The organism is Haloimpatiens lingqiaonensis, assembly GCF_901447495.1.
Lineage (GTDB): Bacteria > Bacillota > Clostridia > Clostridiales > Clostridiaceae > Haloimpatiens > Haloimpatiens lingqiaonensis.
In genome coordinates this window covers 1-25,625 of sequence record NZ_CABDWS010000008.1, presented here as the reverse complement: position 1 = coordinate 25,625, position 25,625 = coordinate 1, and the positions used below count along the sequence as shown (strand labels likewise).

25 protein-coding genes are annotated in these 25,625 nt (G+C 30.4%); 4 read left to right on the top strand and 21 right to left on the bottom strand.

Features of this window, described 5'->3' with window-relative positions; genetic code table 11:
• Positions 1–210 precede the first annotated feature (210 nt).
• From FGK85_RS02855 to FGK85_RS02835, 5 genes are all read right to left on the bottom strand, one after another.
• Positions 211–396, bottom strand: coding sequence for a hypothetical protein (locus FGK85_RS02855; RefSeq protein WP_102399375.1), 186 nt, complete (start codon positions 394–396; stop codon positions 211–213).
• Between the two features lie 78 nt (positions 397–474).
• Positions 475–768: a CXXX repeat peptide modification system protein gene (locus FGK85_RS02850; RefSeq protein ID WP_171011306.1), complete on the bottom strand. Its 294-nt coding sequence runs from the start codon at positions 766–768 to the stop codon at positions 475–477.
• 20 nt (positions 769–788) lie between these two features.
• Positions 789–2,918: a radical SAM peptide maturase, CXXX-repeat target family gene (locus FGK85_RS02845; protein WP_138203581.1), complete on the bottom strand. Its 2,130-nt coding sequence runs from the start codon at positions 2,916–2,918 to the stop codon at positions 789–791.
• Between the two features lie 25 nt (positions 2,919–2,943).
• Positions 2,944–3,594, bottom strand: a complete 651-nt coding sequence (locus FGK85_RS02840) for a S8 family serine peptidase (RefSeq protein ID WP_102399372.1) — start codon at positions 3,592–3,594, stop codon at positions 2,944–2,946.
• Positions 3,584–5,407, bottom strand: coding sequence for an ABC transporter ATP-binding protein (locus tag FGK85_RS02835; protein ID WP_171011305.1), 1,824 nt, complete (start codon positions 5,405–5,407; stop codon positions 3,584–3,586). The genes FGK85_RS02840 and FGK85_RS02835 overlap by 11 nt, the downstream gene beginning before the upstream one ends.
• Before the next feature lie 235 nt (positions 5,408–5,642).
• Here FGK85_RS02835 and FGK85_RS02830 point away from each other — a divergent pair, with 235 nt between their 5' ends.
• The 4 genes from FGK85_RS02830 to nadC all read left to right on the top strand — a co-directional run bounded on the left by FGK85_RS02830 (position 5,643) and on the right by nadC (position 9,736).
• Positions 5,643–6,326 carry an ABC transporter ATP-binding protein gene (locus FGK85_RS02830; protein ID WP_102399370.1) on the top strand — a complete coding sequence of 228 codons (684 nt, stop codon included), beginning with the start codon at positions 5,643–5,645 and terminating at the stop codon, positions 6,324–6,326.
• Positions 6,327–6,694: 368 nt separating this feature from the next.
• Entirely contained in the window at positions 6,695–7,606 is a 912-nt protein-coding gene (nadA, locus tag FGK85_RS02825; RefSeq protein WP_138203577.1) for a quinolinate synthase NadA, read from the top strand.
• A gap of 5 nt (positions 7,607–7,611) precedes the next feature.
• Positions 7,612–8,919 (top strand): L-aspartate oxidase, encoded by a 1,308-nt coding sequence (locus tag FGK85_RS02820; protein ID WP_138203575.1) that lies wholly within the window; start codon positions 7,612–7,614, stop codon positions 8,917–8,919.
• Positions 8,900–9,736, top strand: a complete 837-nt coding sequence (gene nadC, locus FGK85_RS02815) for a carboxylating nicotinate-nucleotide diphosphorylase (protein WP_138203625.1) — start codon at positions 8,900–8,902, stop codon at positions 9,734–9,736. The genes FGK85_RS02820 and nadC overlap by 20 nt, the downstream gene beginning before the upstream one ends.
• 99 nt (positions 9,737–9,835) lie before the next feature.
• Here nadC and FGK85_RS02810 read toward each other — a convergent pair whose 3' ends face one another.
• The 16 genes from FGK85_RS02810 to FGK85_RS02735 all read right to left on the bottom strand — a co-directional run bounded on the left by FGK85_RS02810 (position 9,836) and on the right by FGK85_RS02735 (position 25,412).
• Complete coding sequence (locus tag FGK85_RS02810) at positions 9,836–10,285, bottom strand: DUF134 domain-containing protein (RefSeq protein WP_138203573.1); 450 nt, start codon at positions 10,283–10,285, stop codon at positions 9,836–9,838.
• A gap of 21 nt (positions 10,286–10,306) precedes the next feature.
• Entirely contained in the window at positions 10,307–10,663 is a 357-nt protein-coding gene (locus tag FGK85_RS02805; protein WP_138203571.1) for a NifB/NifX family molybdenum-iron cluster-binding protein, read from the bottom strand.
• Positions 10,664–10,675: 12 nt separating this feature from the next.
• On the bottom strand, positions 10,676–11,524 hold the full coding sequence (locus FGK85_RS02800) for an ATP-binding protein (protein WP_138203569.1): 849 nt from the start codon (positions 11,522–11,524) through the stop codon (positions 10,676–10,678).
• Entirely contained in the window at positions 11,515–12,345 is an 831-nt protein-coding gene (locus FGK85_RS02795) for an ATP-binding protein (RefSeq protein WP_138203567.1), read from the bottom strand. Before FGK85_RS02795 ends, FGK85_RS02800 begins: the two co-directional genes overlap by 10 nt.
• A 1-nt stretch (position 12,346) precedes the next feature.
• The gene (locus FGK85_RS02790) at positions 12,347–12,730 is read right to left on the bottom strand and encodes a NifB/NifX family molybdenum-iron cluster-binding protein (protein WP_138203565.1); all 384 of its coding nucleotides are present in this window, start codon (positions 12,728–12,730) and stop codon (positions 12,347–12,349) included.
• A gap of 400 nt (positions 12,731–13,130) precedes the next feature.
• On the bottom strand, positions 13,131–13,709 hold the full coding sequence (locus FGK85_RS02785) for an amidohydrolase family protein (protein ID WP_138203563.1): 579 nt from the start codon (positions 13,707–13,709) through the stop codon (positions 13,131–13,133).
• Between the two features lie 246 nt (positions 13,710–13,955).
• Positions 13,956–15,344: a zinc ribbon domain-containing protein gene (locus tag FGK85_RS02780; RefSeq protein WP_138203561.1), complete on the bottom strand. Its 1,389-nt coding sequence runs from the start codon at positions 15,342–15,344 to the stop codon at positions 13,956–13,958.
• A 780-nt stretch (positions 15,345–16,124) separates the two neighbouring features.
• Positions 16,125–16,991 carry an amidohydrolase family protein gene (locus tag FGK85_RS02775; RefSeq protein ID WP_138203559.1) on the bottom strand — a complete coding sequence of 289 codons (867 nt, stop codon included), beginning with the start codon at positions 16,989–16,991 and terminating at the stop codon, positions 16,125–16,127.
• Positions 16,992–17,080: 89 nt separating this feature from the next.
• Entirely contained in the window at positions 17,081–17,794 is a 714-nt protein-coding gene (locus FGK85_RS02770; RefSeq protein WP_138203557.1) for an isochorismatase family protein, read from the bottom strand.
• A 343-nt stretch (positions 17,795–18,137) separates the two neighbouring features.
• Positions 18,138–19,553, bottom strand: coding sequence for a sigma-54 interaction domain-containing protein (locus tag FGK85_RS02765; protein ID WP_138203555.1), 1,416 nt, complete (start codon positions 19,551–19,553; stop codon positions 18,138–18,140).
• A gap of 33 nt (positions 19,554–19,586) precedes the next feature.
• Positions 19,587–20,384, bottom strand: a complete 798-nt coding sequence (locus FGK85_RS02760; protein ID WP_138203553.1) for an ABC transporter permease subunit — start codon at positions 20,382–20,384, stop codon at positions 19,587–19,589.
• 35 nt (positions 20,385–20,419) lie between these two features.
• Positions 20,420–21,214, bottom strand: a complete 795-nt coding sequence (locus tag FGK85_RS02755) for an ABC transporter permease subunit (protein WP_138203551.1) — start codon at positions 21,212–21,214, stop codon at positions 20,420–20,422.
• Positions 21,215–21,218: 4 nt separating this feature from the next.
• Positions 21,219–22,103, bottom strand: coding sequence for an ABC transporter ATP-binding protein (locus tag FGK85_RS02750; RefSeq protein WP_138203549.1), 885 nt, complete (start codon positions 22,101–22,103; stop codon positions 21,219–21,221).
• 213 nt (positions 22,104–22,316) lie between these two features.
• Complete coding sequence (locus FGK85_RS02745) at positions 22,317–23,027, bottom strand: pseudouridine synthase (RefSeq protein ID WP_138203547.1); 711 nt, start codon at positions 23,025–23,027, stop codon at positions 22,317–22,319.
• 287 nt (positions 23,028–23,314) lie between these two features.
• Entirely contained in the window at positions 23,315–24,352 is a 1,038-nt protein-coding gene (locus FGK85_RS02740; RefSeq protein ID WP_138203545.1) for a magnesium chelatase ATPase subunit I, read from the bottom strand.
• 181 nt (positions 24,353–24,533) lie between these two features.
• Positions 24,534–25,412, bottom strand: coding sequence for a vWA domain-containing protein (locus FGK85_RS02735; protein WP_243122786.1), 879 nt, complete (start codon positions 25,410–25,412; stop codon positions 24,534–24,536).
• Positions 25,413–25,625: the final 213 nt, after the last annotated feature.

The window sequence follows — 25,625 nt, the reverse complement described above, 5'->3', positions numbered from 1 at the left end:
AAACAAGCAGAAGGTAAATACTTTTACGTTGCTATGAGCCATGTTGCTAAAAAACTACTATTTTGGGAAAGCACTTTTTCATTGTTGTATATATATCATAAAAATCTATGCAATAATTAAAAATAACATTGCATAGATTTTATTTTAATATCAGCAATCACATCATTACATACTGTACTAGATGAATTAGTCCATCTAGTATATCAAAATCTATTTTCCAAATATTCTAAAAGCTCCTCCTGTACATCCACCTCTACATGAACTTACACAACTTACTGCACACTCGGCACTGCAACCATTATTACAAGTGGTTGCACAATACGCCATACAATCATGATAATAACCTTTTACATCATTATTTTTTATTTTTATTTTTTTTGAAATTAAGTTTTTCACCAAAATACCCTCTTTCTATATTATTTATTTTACTTGCTGATATTATAACCTTATATAGAAATGTTTTATTAATAATAATTACATCATATGCAAAACTACATTATTCGTTTTAAACTCTATAACCCAATAACCAGCATCATCTTTTTTCCACTTATATTTGCACGACTTTTCTTGCCACCACTTTTTAATTCCTTTTTGAGTTTTAATTTCCTGTGCACATACCTTTCTTAATAACAAAACCCTTGTCCCTTCATCTATATCTAAATCATCCTTGCACAACTTTAATTCTCTTAAACTATCCAATCTCTCATTTAATATTAGTATTTCTTTTTTCTCAGATTCTGTTACTTGTCCTACTACTTGAGATTTCATTTTATCCCTCTTTTCTTCCATTAATTTTCATATAATATTTTATCTAAAGGATCTACATATTCTAACTTTTCTATAATGCTTCCAGCGTTTATTAATCTTCTTTTTACTAATTTACTTTGTAACTTTCTAGTAGCTTCTCTTTCATAATGACTTATGTTACATTGTATTTTGGGTGAAACATTATACTCTTCAGTTAATTTTTTATTTAAATATCTACAAGCCTTACATTGATAAGCATCACACTTCCTACAAATTGGTGCGTTTTCTATTGATAGTAAGCATTCATCCTTATTTAAAATTCCTTCTTCTAAACTTCCTATAGAATCTTCTACGTCATCATAATAAAATGCTGGACATATATAGAACTTACCATTTGGTGCTAATGTTATGGTTTTAGTTCCTGCTGTACATTCATTATGAGAATTAAAATTAATTCTATCTGTGATAACATTTACCTCCAAAGGTTGATTATCCACATACGTTTTTTGAATAACTTCTACAAGGCTATTTAGCTCCTCCTTATACAATTCAATATGTTTTCGGTTCCAACTATCTATATCTTCCAAAACCAAATTTATTCTTATATAGTCTTTTGGCAAATTCTTTATATATGTTGTTATATTTTGTATATTATCTTTGTTTATAAGTAAAATGCATGTGTCTGAATTCTTGTTTATTTTAGAAACATCATTATCATAAATTACTATGGACTTTTTATTTGCTTCTTTAGAATTTGAATCTACCAAAGACATATAAAAACCTTTGTTTTTTATGGGTGTTTCACCTTTTTCCCCCATAAAAACTATTTCAAAATCATTTTCACTGGCAAATTCCATTGCTCTATCAATTAATTCCATGCTCATTTTATTTTTAGTACCTTTTTTATTTCTATATGAGCAGTGTGGAGTTATATCATCTTGGAGCATTACTAGCATATATTTTTTGTCTTCAACATTTTCGTATTCTCTTCTTAGGGATGGATTTCCAGTAAGCTTTTCGTATTTTGCCCAAAATCTTTTATTTGCCCTAACTGTAGCCTTATGAAGCTTACATATATGTGTACTCCTTTTATAAATAGAACCTGAATCATCATAATTGAATCCCGTACACCATGCACATCCTGTAGCTACTTCACAGTTAATACATTCCTCTTTACTTTGATCTTGCAATGTCAGTGCATCAAATGTCCTCAATTTATCCTTGTTTATGCCTTTTTCTACATTTCCAATACACCTTCCGTTTCTTTTCTCCAAAGCAAAGTCTACAAATCTTATGCATGGAAAGAAATTTCCGTCACAATCTATGGCTAACATTTTACCTGCACCGCAAAAGTTTCTTTCCAACGATTCCTTTCTTAAAGGATTACCTATGGATGGATCAAAAAATCTAACATAGTATTCATTCCATAATTTATTTTCTAATATATAGTCCCCAAGTTCATCTAATTGCTTTTCTAGTATTTTATCATCCCCCTCTTGCCATACATCTTCAAATATAACATTAGCAGCAACTTCCTTTATGCCATTGTTCCACAAACTTATAATACTATCCTTAAGATATGGTAAATCATTATGTGAAAATGTAGCTTTTGTACTTTCATTAGGAAACTGCTTTAACCATAAAGGAACATTTTTCATTACATCATCATATGAACCTTTTCCACTGGGATATACCCTCTGCAAATCATGTTTTGTTTTATTTCCATCTATACTAATCCCTATGGATAAATGAGATTTATTCTTCTTTATAAAACTTTGTACTTTTTCCGTGTGGTATAAAAGTCCATTTGTAGAAAAGCTAAATCTATATGAATCAAACCAAGGGTGATCTAACATAAACATTTTCATTTTTATGTAATCACATACTTTATCTATTAAATCAATTTCTAAAAAAGGTTCTCCTCCTATAAAGTCCCAAACCACAGACCCCTCGCTAAATTCCTCTCTATTAGAAAGTATATAATCTATACATTTTTTAGCTGTTTCGAAAGTCATCTTTTTTCTATGATTTTTTCCTGTCATATAACAATACTTGCAAGCTAAATTGCAATCTTCTGTTACACATAAAGTAATATTTTTAACCTTCTTATCTTCATTATTTCCCTCCCAACTCTCAAGAAGCTGACCCATTTTAATGTCTTTATTATCCATATACTCACGCCCCCACTAAAATTTATTAAAATATTATATTTTTATTACCATTTTTAACATACTTACAAAAATAACCTGTTATATATGCAGCAGCTATACTTGTACCCCTAATTTTCTCTTGATTTTTTTTATAACACAATTCCTTTGGCAACTTGTATGGTGCATAATAAAAACCATCTTCATATATATGCCAATTTAGATCCTCTACTTCTTTACCCCTAACCCCTATGACACCCTTTAAATAAGCTGGATAAGATTTTAATCCATAATTATTAGCTGCTGAAATTACAATGATATTGTTTTTTCGCAATTTTCTTACTATTCTTTTTAAAGGAAACCAATATTTAAACTTAGTAGTTCCTAAACTTAAATGTATAATATCAGGATTATATTTTGTAGATTCTTCTAAAGCTTTTAAAAGCACCCTCCCATCAGTTGTAAGATTTTTATCTAGTATATTTATATCTATCAATTCTACATTGTCATATATATATTTAATACAACTTGCTACTAAAGTGCCATGATCATTGTTAGCCACAGATTCTTCAGTTTTTTCTATATACCCTTTAGAATTTATTTTTATAGATATAGCTTCAATTACATTATCTTTTAAATTGTTTTTACTCCTATCTATACCACTATCAATAATCACAACTCTAACTTTATTATTTATCATCCTTGCTCACCCCAGCACTGGTTTCTGCTAATACTTTTAATTCCATATCCTCTCTTAACAAATCAAATTCGTGACTATATAAATCTTTATAAACTAGATTATTTTTAATCAAATACTCATGAGATCCTTGTCCAACTATTTTTCCCTCATCTAATACAATAATTTTATCAGCGTTTCTAATCATTGATAGATTATGAGTGATTACTATAACCGTTCTATCTTTAGAAATATTATTTATAGCTTCACTTATTAAATATTCTGCCTCTGCATCCATAGCAGCAGTAGCTTCATCTAAAAGGATAATGGGTGTTTTTCTTAGCATGCACATAGCAAGTGCCAATCTTTGTTTTTGCCCACCAGATAAATTACTAGCCTCTTCATTAATTACCGTATCATATTCTTCATCTAACCCCATTATATATTCATGCATAAAGACTTGTTTACAAACTTGTTCAATTTCTTCTTCTGTTGATTTTGGATTAGCTAGTTTCATATTTTCTTTTATAGATAAATTAAATAAAAAAGGTTGTTGTTGTACAATTGAAATATTTTTTCTTATAGATTCTTCAGTCAAATCTCTTATATCAATTCCATCAATCAATATCTCTCCATGATTAGGTTTATAAAAATTTAAAAGAAGATTAAATATAGTGGATTTACCACTACCATTTCTTCCCACTATAGCTGTAAGTTGATTCTTTTGGACATTGAATTTAATATTTTTAAGTATTTTCTTATTATTTTCATAAGAAAATTCAACACTTTGAAACTCTATATCCCTATAAATATTTTCTATACACTTATCCCCAAATTTCTCTTTAGGAAAATCAATATTATCTATTAAGCCAAATATTCTTTCTAAGGACACCAGAGCCTCCTGTATATTTGAGTTTATTTTAGTAACTGAAATGAGTGATTGAGAAAATTGCCCTGAATAAGACACAAATGCTATAAAATACTGTATACTTAATGTATTTTTAGATATAAAATATATTCCCAATGCTATAACTATTAAATCATCTAAATAATTTATAATACTTGAAATTACAAAAGACAAATTTCCAGTGATACTTATTTTTATCTCTTTGTATTTTATCTTTTTTGAAATATCTTTATAATTAATACAACTCTTTTCTTTTAATCCATATGCCTTTATATGTTTTATACCTATCAAAGCCTGCTGAAGGATACTAAAATATCTATCATTTAATGTCTTAATTTCTCCGTTAATATTTCTTAATTTTTTACCAAATGTAACAAAACATATATATGAAAATGGAAATACTGCTAAAACTATAAAAGATAGAATTATGTTTATTTTAAATATTACAATACCTAGAACTATAATTTTCAATATATCTATGATAATGTTAACCAAATCATTTGTTATAATGCTACTTAATGTGAATATATCTCCTTGAAGTCTTGATATAAACTCTCCAACATTGTTCCTATCAAAAACTTTCATAGGTAAATTCAACATTTTACTATACATGTCCACTTTTAAATCATAGGACAAATCATTACTTAAAATAGTCTGATTATAATTTTTAACAAACTGACTAGTAGATTCTAATAAAAAAACTACTAACAAATAAATAAGTTTATTGAAGATAGATTTATAATCTTTATAAGCTAAACATTGTACAATACTACCCCATATCAAAGGTTGAACTATCCCTAGTAATATTATTATGATAGTAAACATTAAAAATATAAAAAATCTCATTTTATATGGTTTTACATAATTAAAAGTTCTCTTTAATAGTGTTACATCATTTTTAGAGAGAAACTTTTTCTTAAATTTATACATATCTGTCTCCTCTTTTAAATAATATACTACTGTCATATATAAATTATCATTTTATACTATTATTGTCAAATTTATATTATTTTGAATTTTATAATTATTTATGGTATATTATTAATATATTTACCATAAATGGTGTAATTTTATCATAAGTTAGTATCTATTACACAATAATACCGTAATACTTTATAATTACATAGGTAATCTCAAAAATACATTTTAAATAGGGGGCTTTACCATGGAAATTTTAAAAACAGAATATCTTCAAAAAACTTATGGCTTTGGGGAAGCTGCTGTTAAAGCACTAAAGCCTACAGATATCGGCATAAAAGAAGGAGAATTTACTGCTATAATTGGGCCTAGTGGCTCTGGAAAAAGTACTCTTTTACACCTCCTTGCAGGTCTTGACAAGCCATCTGCTGGACACGTGCGTATAGATGGTCATGATATACATGAAATGAGCGAAAAGGAGCTTTCAAGATTTAGAAGGAGAAATATAGGTTTTATATTTCAATTTTTTAATTTAATTCCTATATTAACTATTGAAGAAAACATAAAACTTCCTCTTCTTATGGATGGCAAAAAAATTGATGAACAATATATACATGAGCTTATAAAAACCTTAGGACTAGAGGACAGAAAAAAGCATCTTCCAGGAGAAATATCTGGAGGTCAACAACAAAGAGCCTCTATAGCTAGAGCCCTTGCCACTAAACCTAAAATAATCTTTGCAGATGAACCTACTGGAAATCTAGACACTAAGAATAGTCAAGAAGTTTTGGAGCTTTTAACCATGTCCATTAAAAAATATAATCAAACTCTTGTAATGATAACTCATGACCCTAAAATAGCTTCCCTTGCAGATAGAATTATAACCCTTAGAGATGGAGAAATAGTGGATGATAAAAGGGTTACTGCATGAAGAGTTTTTTAGGTAATAATGGCAAAATACTTAATGTAACCTCTAATAGCATAATATCATCCATTAGAACATTAGAGTAATGTGGACTTTTAATATTCCATAGGCTGCTTATAAATATATCTATAAGCAGCTTTTTTTATTTCTAAAAAAAACTTCATTATGACTATGGTATTTAACTATTCCAAAAACTCATAAAATAATTATTGCAATATTTTTAAATTATTGAATTGTATATATTGCAATGATATACTATTTACAAAGTTGTTATATTAACCTATCCACCAATCATCAGCTCTTCAATCCTTTATATAAAAGGAAGTAACAGCTGACGATTATGGAATAAAACAATTGAGGGAAGCGGGGTAAAAATGGAAAAGGATATTAAAGACCAAATTTTAAAACTTAAGAAGGAAAAAAATGCAATAATTCTTGCACACTATTATCAAATACCAGAAATTCAAGATATTGCTGATGCAGTAGGCGACTCCTACTATTTAAGTGAAATTGCAAGAGATTGCAAAGAATCTGTAATAGTTTTCTGTGGTGTAAAGTTTATGGCGGAAAGTGCTAAAATTTTATCTCCTGAAAAGACAGTGTTATTTCCAGTGCTTGATGCGGGATGTCCTATGGCTGATATGGCCAATACTGCTGATTTAATAAAATTAAAAAATCAGCATCCTAAAGCTTTAACTGTGTGTTATATAAACTCATCTACAGAAGTTAAAGCTCTTTGTGATGTATGTGTTACTTCATCCAGTGCTCTAAAAATAATGAAGAAAGTTGACAACCAGGAAATTATATTCCTTCCTGATAGAAACTTAGGTGGTTACATAGCAGAACAATTCCCAGACAAAAAATTTATTTTATGGGAAGGTTTCTGCCCAACTCATGAAAAAATAGAAAAAGAAAGTATTTTAAAATTAAAAAATTCCTTAGAAGATGTAAAAATTCTTGTACATCCTGAATGTAATAAGGAAATAAGAAACATAGCAGACTACATAGGAAGTACTTCTGGGATTATAAAACATGCCACTGAAAGCACTAATAAAAACTACATAATAGTAACAGAGGAAGGCGTTCTTTATGAATTAAAGAAAAGTAATCCTAATAAAAACTTCCATGTTATAGATAGCGGCATGATTTGTAATAATATGAAGAAAACCACTCTTGAAGATGTATATGGTAGTCTTTTAAATATGCAAAATGAAATTATATTAGACGAAGATACAAGAATTAAAGCTCATAGGGCTTTAATGAATATGCACGAAATGGCTAGGTAAAAATTATGGAAATGAATGTAGACGTTCTAATTGCAGGCTCCGGGGTTTCAGGTCTATATTGTGCCTTAAACCTAAATAAAAACTTAAATGTACTACTTATTTCAAAATCAAAGCTTACAGACACCAATACTTATTTAGCACAAGGTGGAATCGCAACAGCTAGAAGTAAAGATGATATTCCAAGCTTTATTGAAGATACTTTAAAAGCAGGTAAATACAAAAATAAGCTTGAGTCTGTAAAGGTATTAGCAGAAGAATCTATAGAAAATATAGACAATATCATGAATATAGGTATGAACTTAGATAAATCAGAAAATAAAATTTTATATACTCGTGAAGGTGCTCACAGCATAAATAGAATAGTTCACAGCAAAGATCACACTGGTGAAATAGTTGCAGATACTTTAATAAATGAGGTAAAAAAGCATAAAAACATAACTATATATGAGGACACCTATTTATGTGATTTAATTAATATAAATAATAAATGTGAAGGTGGAATAATATTTAAAGATGGAAAGCAAATAAACATTCATTCTAAAGTTGTAGTTTTGGCTACTGGAGGTATTGGTGGATTATTTAAAAATTCCACTAATCAAAGAATAATGACGGGTGACGGCATTGCCATAGCTTTAAGAAATAATGTTAAACTTGAAAATCTTCAATACATTCAATTTCACCCAACGGCTCTTTACGAAAAAAATACAGATTCCAAACGCTTTCTTATTTCAGAAGCAGTTAGAGGTGAAGGCGGTCTTTTATTTAATTCTAAAGGTGAGAGATTTGTGAATGAACTATTGCCTAGAGATGTGGTGTCAAAAGCTATATATGGTGAAATAAAAAAATTTAAAGTGCCTTATGTTAACTTAGATATTTCCTTTAAGGACAAAGATTATATTGAAAATAGATTTCCATCCATATATAACCATTGCTTTGAGAAAGGCATAAATATAACTAAAGAGCCTATACCTGTATCCCCTGCTCAACATTATTTTATGGGAGGCATATCAGTGGATTTGTATTCAAAAACTTCCATGGAAAACCTATATGCCGTAGGGGAAATTAGCTGTACTGGCGTTCATGGTGCTAACAGACTTGCTAGCAATTCCCTTTTAGAGGGATTAGTATTCTCCAGAAGAGCTGCTATTTCTATAAATAATAAAATAGATAATATAAAATTACATAAAGCTGAAAATATAAAAATCTTTACAAAATGTGAAGTTGAAAATTTAAAGAAAGAAAACAGAAAAATTGTAATACAAGAATTAAAAAGAAGGTCGGAGGATTTACATGATGAACTATTTAAGTATTGATGAAGCTATATTATCTGCTTTAAAAGAAGATGTAACTAATGAAGATATAACAACTACATCTGTAATAGATGAAAATTCTAAGTCCATAGTAGATTTGTTTGCCAAGGAAGATGGTATAATAGCAGGTCTACAAGTTTTTGAAAGAGTTTTTACTCTTTTAGGAGATGTAGAAGTTAAATTCTATAAAAAAGATGGAGATAAGGTAGAGTCTAAAACACTTATAGCTACTATAGAAGGAAATACTAGAAATATTTTAATAGGCGAAAGAACTGCCCTTAATTTTCTTCAAAGAATGAGCGGAATTGCAACCATTACAAGAAAATTTGTAGATAAGCTTCAAGGCACCGAGGCTAAACTTCTAGACACTAGAAAGACCACTCCAAACATGAGAGTATTTGAAAAATACTCTGTAAGAGTAGGCGGAGGACATAACCATAGGTTTAATCTTTCCGATGGAATACTTTTAAAGGACAACCACATAAGTGCCGCAGGTGGTGTTAAAAATGCTGTGAAGGCTGCAAGAGAAGCCGCATCCTTCGTAAGAAAAATCGAAGTTGAAGTTGAAAATCTTCAAATGCTAGAGGAAGCATTAGAGGCTAAAGCAGACATTATTATGTTAGACAATATGGATTTAGAAACCATGAAAAAAGCCGTAACCATGGTAAACGGCAGAGCTTTAACTGAAGCTTCAGGTAATGTAAACTTAGACACCGTAGCTTCTATTGCCGCCACAGGAGTTGACTATATATCCACTGGCTATATAACACACTCTGCTAAGATTTTAGATTTAAGTATGAAAAACTTGAGAAATATATAAAATTTAATCCCCAGTCACTAATCTCTAATCTCCTTAGATTTATCCTTTTGAAATTAATTATTAGTAACTGGGGGTTCTATTATTCACTATCATTTACTTTTATTTATCTTTATATTGTCCATTACACCATCTCTTACAAAATCCAGCTTTTTTACTACACATTACTTCTTCAGAACCACATTCAGGACATTTATGTTTATCCTGTTCATAATTTACTTCATAAGTAATGCCACAGCTTTTACATTTAAATTTACAATGCCTTGTAGTGTAGTTTCCCCCACTTATGCTTATAGCCTTTCCTTCAGTTAGTGCTATAGCAACCTTTTTTCTTGCACTATCTATTATATTTTGAAAAGTTTGGCGTGAAACCTGCATTTTTTCAGCACAATCTTCCTGCTTTAATCCCTCTATATCTTTCAGTCGCATAGCTTCAAGCTCTTCCACTTTTAAAACTACTTCTTCTATTTCACATTTATGTTTTCCCTGTGGAACAAAATACGTATCCTTGGGGAAAAACTCTACATTTCTGAATTTTGTTGGTCTTGGCATTTTAACTCCTTCCTGTAGAAGCTATTCGTTACAGTGTCCCTCATGATCATGTTCTCTACAAACACTTCCTGTAGATTTTAGTTCACCTTTTACATAACTCTCTATAACTTCATCACAAATTCCCTGAGCTCCCACAACTACCTCTATATTATTTTCTTTAAATAATTCTTGGGCTGTTTCTCCCATGCCTCCTGCTATTATAACATTTACTCCTAAATCCCTCAAGAATACTGGCAAAAATCCTGGTCTATGTCCTGGATTTGGTGCAAAATTCTTATTTGTTATTTTACCATCTTCCACATCATATATAGTAAACCCTTCGCAATGTCCAAAATGTCCACTTACATATTTTTCTTCACTAGAAACTGCTATTTTCATAATCTATTCCTCCTAAAATATAATATTTTTTATATTAATCCACATTTTATTAATAGCTTTATTAGCTTTACTTTCTTTATAATAAGTTATCGGTTTTAATTCATTTATGGATTTCATTACAATGTCATCATAAGGTATTTTGCCTACTATACTCAAACTCTTATTTTTTATGAAATTTTCTATTTCATAAGTTATTTTTTCATTTATATCAAATTTATTTATACATACCATAGTTAATATGCCAAAATGCTCACAAAGTGAAACCACTCTTTTTAAATCTTCAAGCCCTGACTTAGTTGGCTCTGTGACTATTAGCACCGCATTGCTGCCTGTTATAGAAGATATAACGGAACAACCTATTCCAGGAGAACCATCTACAATAGTAATTTTACTTTCATTTGAAAACTCTTTAGCATTCTTTCTTAAAAGACTTATTAGTTTTCCAGAACCATCGCTGCCTATCTCCATATCTGCCCTAGAAATGATATCTCCTTTTACATCTGTTATATAAGCTTCCGCAGCCTTGTCATCCTCTAAATTTATTGCCTTCTTAGGACATATAAAAGTGCAGGCTCCACAACCTTCACAAGCAAAAGGATCAATTTGAAAATTTTCTATAGCTCCAAATCTACATACTTCTGCACACTGTCCACATTTAATGCATAATTTAGAATCTATATATGCCTTTTGTCCTCCTATAAAATCTTCTTTTCTTATATCTTTTCCTTTATAAAAAAGATGAAAATTAGCCGCATCCACATCGCAATCAACCCTTATCACATCATTTGCAAGCTCTGAAAGTGCTGTAGCAATAGTAGTCTTACCTGTTCCACCTTTTCCGCTCAAAACCACTAATTCCACTTTAATGCCTCCCTTGCCCTTTGGGATAATTCAGTAAAAACTTTCCTGTACTTTGGATTTTTATAAAGTTCTTCTCCCTCTGAATAAATTTTAGCTATTTCCCTACTGTAAGGAATGCAGCCTATTATATGAATTTCATCTTCGCTACAATATTTTTTTATTATATTTTCTTTTCCATCATCTCTATTTATGATTATCCCAAAAGGTATATTAAACCTTCTTACTAATTCCACAGCCCTTTTTAAATCATTAAGTCCAAATTCTGTTGGCTCTGTTACAAGTATAGCTCTATCTGCATATTTTAAGGAATTAACCACATTGCAAGATGTTCCTGGAGGGCAATCCATTAAATTAACACCCTCATCAAGTTCTTCAAGTAGTTGCTTTATAATTGGTACTGCCATGGGTTCACTTATATTTAGAATTCCCCTACTACATTTTATACCATCTACGGTTCCCTCTTGAATACTTCCTATTTGTCTCTTTTTATAACTTAATGCTCCAGCTTTACACACAATTTCACAAGCCCCACAGCCATGACATAGTTTTTGAAAAAGCATTATATCATCTTTAACCTTTGCTAAAGCATTAAATTTACAAGCATACACGCATGCTCCACAGGATATGCACTTGTCATCATCTATAAAGGGGTATTCCACCATAACTTCATAAGTTTTATCTATTTTAGGCTTTAAAAACAAGAATCCATTTGGCTCCTCCACATCACAATCAACATAGTTCGCCTTTAGAGCCAAGGCCAGATTAGTGGAAACTGTTGTTTTTCCCGTACCACCCTTCCCACTTAATACTGCTATATTCAATTTATTTTCCTCCTCTAAAACCATTTCCCATACCATTATGTGCTGGTGCGGCTGTTTTTAACTCTGAAAGCTCACCATTTTTGTGTTTTTTTAAAACTTCACTTATAGAAATACCTTCACTTTTATATACCTTGACGTCAGCTTTTTCTATAATTTCAAATGCATTAGGTCCAAGATTTCCTGTAATTATAGTATCTATTCCCTCATCAATTAATTGCTGTGCTGCTGCTATACCTGCCCCACCACCAGAGATTTTACCACTGTTTTCTACAACCTTTACTTCTCCATTTTCAGTATCATGTATTTGAAAGTATTCACATCTTCCAAATCTTACATCTAGCAAGTCATATACTGCCTTTCCTGATGCAGAAACTGCTATTTTCATAATTCCTTACCTCCTTAATTTTAAAGTTATTGGCATTTGCTAATTATATATTACATCTACTTTTTATTATTGTCAAATGCCAATAACTTTTTTTTAAAAAATAGGACTGTTGCATTAAAGAATTTATTCTTAGTGCAACAGTCCCATATTTACTTTATTTTAATAATGCTATTTGCCTAAACTAAAAATATTCAAATTCAGTTGGCTGGGTAACCTCTACATTTAATAGCATTTACAACTGATGTACCTGTGCCTGTAGTGGTATAAAAGCCTTAGAATTAGAATAATAATATAGTAACTGCTAATTCTAGGGCTTTATACTCTATAAACTACTTTTTAATCACTTTAATAACTATGCAATTTATTGCACTAGTTTTTACTTTATCTATATTCTATTAAACTACTCTTTAAAGTTTTGGTAGCATAGTCCAAATGGCTTAGTTTTTATATATTTTCCTTGGCCCATCTCTCCAGTAAACTTGCCATTTTCAGCTGTAAGTTTTCCTCTTAAGAATACTTTTTCAGCTCTTCCTATTTGCTCCATGCCCCCAAAAGCAGTATAATCTGTACCTTCTAAACTGTTCTCTACAGTGATAGTTCCCTTCCAATTAGGATCAAATATAACTATATCTGCATCAGAACCTACTTCAATTTGTCCCTTTTGTGGGTATAATCCAACTATTTTTGCTGGAGTTGTAGCAAAAAGATCTACGAATTTTTCACGACTAATTCTTCCCTTTTCCACTCCATATGTCCACAATAATCCCAGACGGTCCTGTACTCCTGGGCAACCATTTGGAATCTTACTAAAATCGCCCATTCCTTTGCGTTTTCCTTTTTCAAATCCACCTTCAACAGCACAGTGGTCTGAACCAACAGCTAGTAGCCAGCCTTTGTTTACAGCTTGCCACAAAGCATCTAAGTTCTCTTGCTTTCTTAGTGGAGGAGAGCATACATATTTTGCTGGTTCTAAAAACATGTACAAATGTACTCATATTAGATAATTCGCACTTATCACACCTTATGGTGGCTTAAAGTCTTGGATGTACCAGTACATTTATTTAATACAAAGTAATTTGCATTAAATAAATCTCCTACAACCGTATTTTAAAATTTTACAATGAAAGAATTATTTAACCCTCATTTCTGATAAAATGCATGCTCTATTTTCATAGGGTACATACATTTGTGATTAAATATTCTTTTATATTTATATTAATTTAAATTAACTAACTCTATTTTCTAAAATCTCTTTAACTTTTTTATAATTTGTATATAACGTAATTTCTTTATCATATTTTCTTTTTAATATATTTTTACTTGCATTAGTATCAGCATGAATTTCACCACATTTAGGGCAAGTAAACACATCACCATCTCTTTTACCAAAACTTCCACATACATTACAAACTTTACTTGTATAAGCTGGATTAATATAAGTATATTTAATACTATTGTAATCACACTTATACTCTATTCTGTATCTTATATACCCCTTTATCCACCTTGATAATTTACGTTTTACTGATTTAGGATATCTATCATTCCAATTAACAAAATCTAGATTTTCCATAACTATTTCAGTAGGCTTTTCTATATTTATTAATTGATTTAGTGAATAATTTATATAGGATTTAACAGTTTGGTCATGCTTCTTTTTATTGTGATTATATTTTACTTTACCTAAATTGTTTTCTTTTATGGTATTGGCTTTTTTTATACTACCTTGTTCTAAATATTGATTATATAAAGCCCAAAATCTATTTCTATTTTCATTAGCTTTATTTAATCTCTCAGTTTCTTTAGATAACATTTCATTTAAACCTTCACCATAAAATTCATCGCTTGATACTGCAAATAAATATCTATAACCTTTATCTATTCCTATAATATTTTCTTTATTATGATTTACCTTTGTTTTAATTTTTAAAGGACAATGAATTTCTATTTTATTATCTATTCTTTTAACTGTCATAGTTCTATCATATTGATTGTTATCAGTTAATTTAATAGATAATCTTTTGCCTTTCTTAGTAGATGTAATATTTATACATCCATCTTTATACCTATATAAACCTGTATCAATAGAAAATGATCTTCCGCTTTTAGAATATGGTACCTGTCCTTTATATCTTCTTGAATATCTTTTAATAAGATTATTTAAATATCTATAATTTAAATTCTTATCTTGAAATACTTTAGGAATTTCAAAAGATTTATTAGTTAATACTTTATAATAATAATCATTGAATTTAAGAATATAATTTATATAATGCCTATCTTCATTTGATAAATTATTATTTGTTTTACATTGCTCTTTAACTCTATTCTTAATATTAGTCCACTGAGCTTTAATATTTCCAAAGGCTTCACTTAAAGCTAATTTCCAATATCTCGCAGGTAAATTCCATTGTTCTGCAAATTCTGTTTTTACCCACTCATCTCTTATTTGCCTATCTTTTTTTAATAATGGGATACTATTAATTCCGCTATACCTTGAATATACATAGTTTTTTACATTTCTATATTTGTTTCCTATAAATGATAATTCTTTTATTGTTTTATTATCTAATTCATAGGAATATTGTTTTACTGTTTTAATCATAGTACCCATTATTGTTCACCTCACTTGTATACTGCACTGTTACATTATAGTATACCCATTTGAACTCTTTTATTTTCGATATTGTAAAATTTTATGAGGTGATATTCAAAAATGGATTTAAAGAACAACATTTTGTAAATAATTACGTTTATACTTTAATTGTTAAAGATTTAGAAAATAAATAGATTATAAAATTTTAAAATACGGTTGTTTTAATAAATTATCTAATGCACATTTGTATTATTTTTAGAGTGTTCACATAAGGTCGTTACTCCTATGCAGTTCTTTTATCCAGAGACTTATCTGCCGTAACACTCCCACTTCTAACAAAGTGGCAGTTAACGGCAGCTACGTCCCTGGATAACGATCTCTAACCTTCAGTTGGAGTTAAAACTCCATCTGAAGCTAAGAGCTCTGTTTATGAACTTCTTATACTTTCATATAAGCACAGACTATATCACAATCCTAATTATTTAGGACCCTCCCCATTTCCCCTCACTTGAAGGTACGAGATTACTCTCTAGTCGTTGAGCCTTTTCCTTTTCGGAACTTGGTTGCTGATTACCCATTGTCACTGTGTTTAGGATTTAACCTTGCACTATCTACATTATTTTTTCTACTTTCGTCACCTTCACGCTTAGACTTGTTTCATTCTTACGTTGTGGTTAATGTAGCTTTAGGGACTTCCAGCAATTAAAGGAGTTTTGGATGCTTTTTTAAACATCACTCTACACTCTTTACGAATGTAGGGAGCTTTTTAATAAAATATATACATTTAACTATAATTGTCTATATATGTTTATATTTTATACAACTATTAGTTGCTCCTTCAAAATCAGGTTTAGCTAAACATTCTTCTGTTAAAGTAAGATAATGTGTACAAGTTTCCCCGTATACAGGTACTCCTGACATATTAGCATCTCTAACTGCTTCCATAGCCTCTTTGCAAGATACATGTACGATAAATATAGGTGAATTAGCCATTTTTGCAAGATAGATGGCCCTATTAGTAGCCTCTGCTTCAACTAGAGGAGGTCTTGAGTCTGCATGATATTTAGGATCAGTTTTTCCTTCAGCTACAAGTTTCCTTTGAAGAGCATCTACTATTTCACCATTCTCAGCATGAACCATAATAGTAACGCCATATTTCTTTGCCACTTCAAGGGCTTTGAAAATAGTAGAGTCATCAACCATAAAAGGAGTGCCTTTATATGCCATGAAGAATTTCAATGTAGAAATGCCCGCTTCTGGTAATGTAGGTATTTCCTCGAAAATCTTCTCTGTAGGATCCATTACCACACAGTGGAATGAATAATCTGCCGCAGATACACCTTCAGCTAATTCTTCATTGTGAACTTTTACAGCTTCCTTAATACTTAATCCCTTTGGCTGTGGCGCAAAGTCAACAATAGTAGTAGTTCCACCAACTACAGCTGCATTGGAAGTTTCAAAAGTTAAGGATCCAAAGGAACCATAGTGTACATGCTCATCTACTCCACCTGGAAAAACATATTTACCAGCTGCATCTATTATTTCATCAGCACGTTCATCAAGTCCTGTGCCAATAGCAACGATCTTTTCACCTTCTATCAAAATATCAGCTTTATATTCATTTACTGCTGATATTATAGTGCCATTTTTTATTAAAGTACTCATATATTGTCCTCCTTTCTTATATTTAAAGGGACACCCTGATCTTTTCCTGAAATAGGTGTCCCTTTTAAGTATTAGACTACTTTATTTCATTATCTTCTATATACTTTTGGATCTATACCTTCAAGATATTTAACTACATTTTCTAAAGGTTCAACGTCAGCAAATTTAGCGTCCATATCAAATAGGTTCCAAGCGATAACTCCTGGTACTCTGTCACCTATAGTTCCTTCAGGAATTATAGTTTTAAATCCATATCCTGTTGAATCCATAACTGTATGTCTAACACATGCACAAGAAGTAGCTCCCATTACTATTACAGTATCAACGCCTAAATAATTTAAAGTTTGAGCTAAATGTGTGCCAAAGAAGTTACTTGCATATTTTTTATGAATAACTGGTTCTTCTGGTCTTGGTTTAAGTTTAGGATCTATTTCTAACCATTCTGTGTTAATATCTAGTGTATGCATAGGAATTTTTTCATCCCATCTAGGTAAATCCCATTGTTTTTCTCCTACATATCCAGTAGTTGTATGGAAAATAGGAACTCCTGATTTTCTTGCAGCTTCTAATACTTTAAGTGCATTAGCACATACTTCTTCAGAATTATCACATGTAAATGGATGGCCTTCTGACATCCAAGCTTTTGCCATATCTACAGTTGTTACTGCTGGGGCTTTACCATAGCCCATTCTAGTTTGGAATCCTCTTTCTTTGTAGATTTTTCTTGCTTCTGCAAAGGCCTTGTCTAATAATTCTTGATCAAAGTTGTATTGTCCACCATTGTCCTTGTAATTGTTTGCCATTAAATATCCCATCCCTTCATATTTTAATTTTTGTTTGTACTTATAAAATAATTGCTCTTCAAAGATTTTATAAGCATCACATAACTATTAAATTTAACTTCCCCACTTTTACGTTAATCAATAGTTATGTCTATATCTATTAGCAATATCTATGCCAACTTATTCCATATGCATTTTATAGCCTTATAGACTTTTTCATATTAGGGATGGTGTTGCAAAAATGCAATCTTAAACACTTTTTCCCATTTCAAGTGTATATTTCCCAATATGTGGCAATATTGCACTTCAAACTTCTACCATTGCATATTTGCAATGCTTTTTTATACAATTCTATATTTATAATTTATTTAGTATAAATATCTTCAATTTTATATTTTTTAATCTTTCTCCATAATGTTGAAGTATCAATTCCTAGTACTGATGCTGATTTTTTTACAGTAGGATAGTTTTTTAATGTAGATATGATTATGTTTTTTTCTAGTTGAGCCATCATGTGGCTTAATTTTGCAGAAGATTTTTTGTTATTCAAATCCTTATTTGTAAGTACTTTTTCTGTTAAGAGTTGAGCTGGAAGATGTTCAATGCCAATATCCCCCTCAGAATCTATTATAAATAAATATTCAATTAAATTTTGAAGCTCTCTTATATTCCCTGGCCAAGAGTAATTGCTCATAATTTCTATTACTTCTGGCGCAATGGTAATATTTTTTTTATAATGTTTATTAAGATTTTCAATAAAATGAGATATTAATAAAGGTATATCCTCTTTTCTTTCCCTCAGTGAAGGTATTTTAATGGGAATAACATTTAACCTGAAAAAAAGATCCTCTCTAAAATTACCTTTTTTAACTTCTTCCAAAAGATTTCTGTTTGTTGCAGCTAAAATACGCACATTTAATTTTACACCTTTGCAGCCGCCAACCCGTACGAATTCTCTTTCTTGTATTACTCTCAATAGCTTAGACTGAACTGGTAACGGTAGTTCCCCAACTTCATCCAGTAAAATAGTTCCCTCATTAGCAAGCTCAAACATACCAATTTTACCCTTCTGCGCTGCTCCAGTAAAAGAACCTGGCTCATAACCAAATACCTCTGATTCAAACAATTCACTTGGAATAGCTGCACAATTTACTTTTATAAAAGGACCATTTTTTCTACCACTTTGCTGATGAATAAACTTTGCCAATACCTCTTTTCCTGTACCCGATTCGCCATTAATCAGTATAGTACTATCAAAAGAAGCTGCTTTTGCTGCCAGCTGGAGAGTTTGTCCCATTGCCTTGCTTTTAAAGATAATTCCCTTATATTGCATTTGAAGTTTACGCAGTTGCTGTAGCTGGTTAGAATACTTTTGCGTAAGCTTTTTAGTTTCCGTTAATTCATTTTTTAATCTTATAAGTTCTGAAACATTTCGTGTATTACAAATAACCCCTATTATATTTCCCTGTTCATCATATATTGGACTAGCAGTAGTCAAAGCGCTCTTTCCAGTAACATACTTATGTATGGTAGACACTGTTTTTCTTTCTTCTAGCACATCCAATGACGCTGCTACATTAAAAAAATTTTCTTGTAAGAGGTTATTAAGATTTTTACCTATCATTTGTCCTTTTTTTAACCCTGTGGTAATTTCATAGGCACTGTTAACGTACACTATGTTTCCCTTATCATCTGATATCAATATTCCGTCTGATGAAGACTCCAGTGCCCCTAGCAAAATCTTCTTATTATTCAAGCATAAAGAATCTGAAATTAGCATTTTAAATCCCCCTTTATACTTTTTAAAATGTTTTTATACATTTAAATCTCTTTTTTCGTAAAAAACATATGTTAAAATAACTAGTAGCATAATAATCATAAAAGATAAAACTAAATATACAGTTTCAAATCCCCTACCATACATTAAATTTTTAGCATCATAATATTTATAGGGTGTTATATATTTTAGTTTTTCAAGATTTTCATTCATATCAATTGCCATAGATAATATATAAGTGGTCATCAATATACCTGTAGTTAATTGGGCAGCATTTTTAGCCCTATTGCTTATGGCAGCCATACCCGTTCCCAAAAACATAAACATAAGCTGTAATATAAACATTCCAATCATTAATACCCCTATATCATTAGCTACTGCCTCTCCCTTTCCATAGTTTCCTACAATAATAAGTGAAGAGATAAGTGTTACAATATTTAGTATTAAAATATTAGATAAAGCCGCTAATATTTTGCAGGTAATAATTTTATTTCTTGATATAGGTTTTACAAATAAAAATTCTGAAGTTTTATCCATTTCTTCCTTAGAAATAATCGTTGCCCCAAGTATAGCAGCATGTATGGTTGACATTATCACTAAGTATAAAAAAAGCACTCCATAAAATCCACTAGCCTTTGATAAATCAAATAACCCAGCTCCAACTACAGACTGCAATGCTTTGGGCATCTTAGCAATAATTCCACTCATATCTTGCCCTGTGGATGATAAACCACCATATTTAGCCATGCCAGCTCCAACCATAAATACCATGCCAATACACCATATAATAAGAGCTTTTCTATGGGCTTTCATCTCTCTAATATATAAATTCATAGCTTCTCCCTCCCTTTTACCCAATTGAACTATTCTTAAACTGTCTGTATATCTCTTTTCCAATATATATAATAGCTAGCTGATATAGTTACCATAATAACTAATACTGCTAAAACAATAAATGAAACTTCATACTGACCATTTTTTATAATGTATGCCGTATCAAAATATTTAAATGGAGTTATATACCTCATTACCTCACTTTCAATAACGCCTTGAAACATACCTATAATAAAAAAAGCAAATACAGCACTTAAGGAAACTGAAATAACAGATTTAATTTTAGGGACAACTACAGCTATAAAAATCCCTAGGGACATGAATACTAATTGAATAAAAAATAATGTAATAGAAATCATATTGAATATTTTGATGCTATAGATGTGTTCTTTTACAATGGAGACCATGATACTAGCGGTAATTAAATACACAATATTAGTAATAACTATAGATGTGAATGCTGCGAAAAGCTTAGAAGTAATTATTTGTTTACGTGTAACTGGCTTTGTGAAAAGAAAATCTGCTGTTTTTTCACGTACTTCTTTGGATAAGATTGATATGCCTAAATTCATTGCCTGAATTGCACCGCATAAAACCACATATAAAAATATATAAGAATAAAAATTTAGAAAGGAAGAAATGTCTCCTGAAAATCCAAAAGCCTTTCTTACTGGCTCTGGAAACCCCTGTAATAACCTTTGAAATTCTACAGCTTCCTTCGAAAAAGTAGGATACATACTTAAAAAGAATATAGTCAATGCACATAAGGAAATTGTCCATATAAATGTTGATTTTCTATAAGCTTTTAGTTCGTGTAAAAACATATTCATGAATCTATTCCCCCTTTTCATAATAGTGCATGAATATTTCTTCAAGGTCCGGCTCTTCTATCCATATATTAGATATTTCTATCTCGGAAAGCTTTTTCATAATAAGATTAATATCTCCTTTAAATATAAAACTAACTACTTCATCTTTTATATCTAGTGCATTTACTCCTTTTATATTAAAATAATCCTTTTCTATATTATTTAAAGTCTCAATTTTAAATCTTTTATAGTTATCCGCCTTTAGTTTGCTGATTTTTTCAATTTTTATAATTTTACCTTCTTTAATAATGGCCACACGACTGCATAATTTCTGAACTTCATTTAAAATATGAGAAGAAAATAAAATAGTTGCCCCTTTTTTATTTTCTTCTTTTAATAAATTAAAGAATTTTTGCTGCATAAGAGGATCTAAACCGCTGGTAGGTTCATCAAGTATAATAAGCTTAGGTTCATGAAGTAATCCTTGAACTATCCCCACCTTCTTTTTATTTCCAAAGGATAATTCATCAATCCTTTTGTTAAGATCTAAATTCATTATTTGGGCTAATTCCTTTATTCGCTTACTACAATCTTTTTTGTAGAAACTAGCTGAATAATTTAAAAGCTCCATGACCTTCATGTTATCATAATAAAATACTTCTGCTGGAACATATCCTATTTCCTTTTTAATTTCCGAAGCAAACTTTACACAGTCCTTTCCAAAAACTGTAGCACTTCCACTGGTGGGATATATAAGAGACAATAGCGTTCTAATGGTGGTTGACTTTCCCGCACCATTAGGCCCTATAAATCCAAAAATCTCCCCCTGCTCCACATTAAAGCTTACATCTGTAATGCCCCTCTCCTTACCATAATTTTTAGTAAGATTTTTAATTTCTATAACATTCATTCACAAGCCCCCTTTTACTTATAATCTCTCATATAACCTTAATACCACTAATCAATAATTTATTAACGTGACTTTGATCCATTATTTTAAACTCTCTATTAGATAATCATCAAAATTACAAGTAATAAATATAATACATAAAATATCAATTAGTGTATATTTTCTCCATTGGATTTATAAACCCTTTAAGCTTTTTTAATAAAAACTTATATTTTATACCTCATCCTTATTTCTTAGTTTCCTAACTTCTTCTTTTGTTAAGTTTCTCCACTTTCCTACTGGTAGTCCCTTTAATGTTATATTAGTAATTCTTACACGCTTTAAGTCTATAACTTTATATCCAAAATGTTCACACATTCTTCTAATTTGACGATTTAATCCTTGAGATAAGGTAATTTTAAAGGTTCTATCCTTTAACTTAATCACCTTACACTGGTTTGTTACTGTATATTGTTTCTTAACGGGATTATATATTTTTACTCCATTTCTCATTCCGTTTATAAAGGATGAATTAATTGGCTTATCCACTGTTACAATATAGTCCTTTTCATGATTATTCTGCTCTCTTAAAATCTCATTAACTATGCTTCCATCACTGGTAAGAAGAATTAAACCTTGTGAATCCTTATCAAGCCTTCCAATAGGGAAAATCCTCTCTGGATGATTTACAAAATCAATAATATTTCCTTTTATATGTCTCTCTGTGGTGCAAGTAATTCCTACAGGCTTATTTAAAGCAATGTAAACATGTTTTTTCTTACTTTTTAATGTTTTTCCGTTTACTTCAACCTGATCTTCCTCATCTATAACTTGACCTATAACTGCAATTTCTCCATTAACTTTTACTTTTTTATTCTTAATTAATTCATCTGCTTCTCTTCTAGAACAAAGCCCAGTAGAACTAATAAAATTATTTAGTCTCATAAATATCTCCTTCTAAAAAATATAATTAACTACCACTTATTGTAAAACACAGTGGCTACCTAGTCAATATACATTAATTATATCATTAACTTTTAGATAATTTTTATTAAAAAGTCTTTTTATCAAAAAAATAAAAAGCACTGATCTTTAAAGTGAGCCCCTTTCGTTAAGTTTTTGAGCCAACAAAATGGGTTCACTTTATTTAATGAACAGTGCTTTTAACTTCTAAATGTGGTTGTCCACAATACAATTAATACTCTCTCTTTTTTGTTCATTGTACTTTTCCTTTAGTCAATATTTTCATTTATTTTTTGTTCTATTATATCCATATCCATTTCACAATCTTCAAAAGGTCTTCTTCTCATTCTATGAGGTAGTACATATGTAGCAGCTTCTTTTAAATCATCCTTTGTAACTTTTTCTCTCATATTATAAGCAGCAATAGTCATTGCTGTTTTAATCATTACTATATCAGCTCTATGCCCATCAACCCCAAGAAAAGTAGAAATTTTTGCAGCTGTTTCAAGAAGTTTATCATCAAAACTTACCTTAGGAAGAAACTCCATAGCCTTTTGTATTTTGTTTGCTAGTTCTAATTGCTCATGATCAAAAGATTTTGCAAAAACTTTTGGATCCTTTTCAAAATCTAATCTTCTTTTAATAACTTCTACTCTTTGTAAAGTATCACTTTCTCCCTTAACATCTACAACTAACCCAAAACGGTCTAGAAGTTGTGGCCTTAAGTCACCCTCTTCTGGATTCATAGTCCCAACTAATGTGAATTTAGCAGGGTGAGTAAATGAAATCCCTTCTCTTTCAATAGTATTAACCCCCATAGCTGCAGAATCTAGTAATATATCTACAACATGATCATCTAGTAAATTTACTTCATCAACATATAAAATATTTTTATTAGCTTGGGCTAATATACCTGCTTCAAACTTCTTTTCTCCTTTTTTAATAGCATATTCTATATCAAGAGTTCCTACTACACGATCTTCCGTAGCACTTACTGGAAGGTCTATTACTCTCATTTTTGATTTTACTACATTAAATGGTTTATTATTTTTTATTCTTTCTGAGCATTGACAACATGCTTGTTCAATATTTGATGGATCACAGGAAAATTTACATCCTTCCACTTGAGTACGCTCTGGTAATAAATCTGCCAATGAACGTACCGCTGTAGATTTCGCTGTTCCCTTTTCTCCTCTTATTAATACCCCTCCTAGGGAAGGATTAATAACATTTAAAATTAATGCTAATTTCATTTTTTCCTGTCCCACAATTGCTGTGAAAGGATATATATTTTTTTCTATATTCATAAAACTACGCTCCTTTTCTATAGTTACAAAATTAATTTAATTATTCAGCTTTTTTACATAACTTTACACATATTATAATTTTAAAATTCAGATTATCCACTGCGGTTATTTTTTCATACTTCTTAGTTAATTCATTAATAACTATCAACTTTACCTTTTCTCCTCGTATAATATTTAATTTTTATAAAGACAATGTTACTGCTGCTACAAGACTCTGAGCTTGAAGATCCTCTATTTCAAAACGGTCTGCATTCATTGCTTCTGCTACCTTCTCTGCAAGGTTTAATTTAATAAAGCTTGCATCTGTATCAATAACAATTGACTTTATTTTTTCTGCTGCAATTTTCTGTGCAGAATTTATTGCTTCTGCAAAAGCATCTGTTCCATTGCTGCTATAAGTAGCCTTACCATCAGATACTAGTACAATTACAGGAAGCATATCTTTATCCTTTATTTTAGCTGCTTTAATAACCTCATATGCCATATCAATCCCTGCTGCTAAAGGTGTTCTACCGCCTGTAGGTAGTGTACTCAACTTCTTTTCTGCTAACTCTACACTTCTTGTAATTCCTAAAAGTAACTCAGCAGAATGATTCTTAAAAGCAATCATTCCTACTTTGTCCCTTTTTTGATAGGCATCATTAAGTAAAGAAAGAATTGCCCCTTTTACAGCCTTCATTCTTTTATTGGCCCCCATGGACCCACTGGAATCAACCACAAAAATAATAGTATTTCCAGTTCGTTTTTCTCTTACTTTAACTCTTATATCTGATTTTTCTATTACAACAGCTCTTCCCTTTTTCTCCCTTTGCAACTGATATGGAGCTGCTGCACGAAGTGTAGCATCGATAGCAATGTCGTTTATTTGTCCTTTTATAGGATAACGATAACGTACATACCTTCCTTGTTTAGATGATGTTTTTACAAGACTACGTTTACCGCTTCCCTTACTTATGGAATTATTACTCTTTTCAGCTAACCACCTGGATACTACAAAGGTTTCCCCAGCAGATTGTGCGTAAATTATTTTTAATGCAATATTTTGATAATTAGCTTTCAAAAATAACTTATGTTTTATATTAAATCAATAAAATAAGGCTTTTTAAAACTATTTTAAAGGCATATTTTTGATTTTTTTATTAAAAATACAGAAGTTTAGCGCTTAAAAATTTTTTGGGCGTGAGCCCGCTGATTTATAATGAATGATTGAGGGTTAGGTTAAAAACCATAAATTCTGATTTTTGCTGGAAATTTTAGAGAAAAAATTTGCATA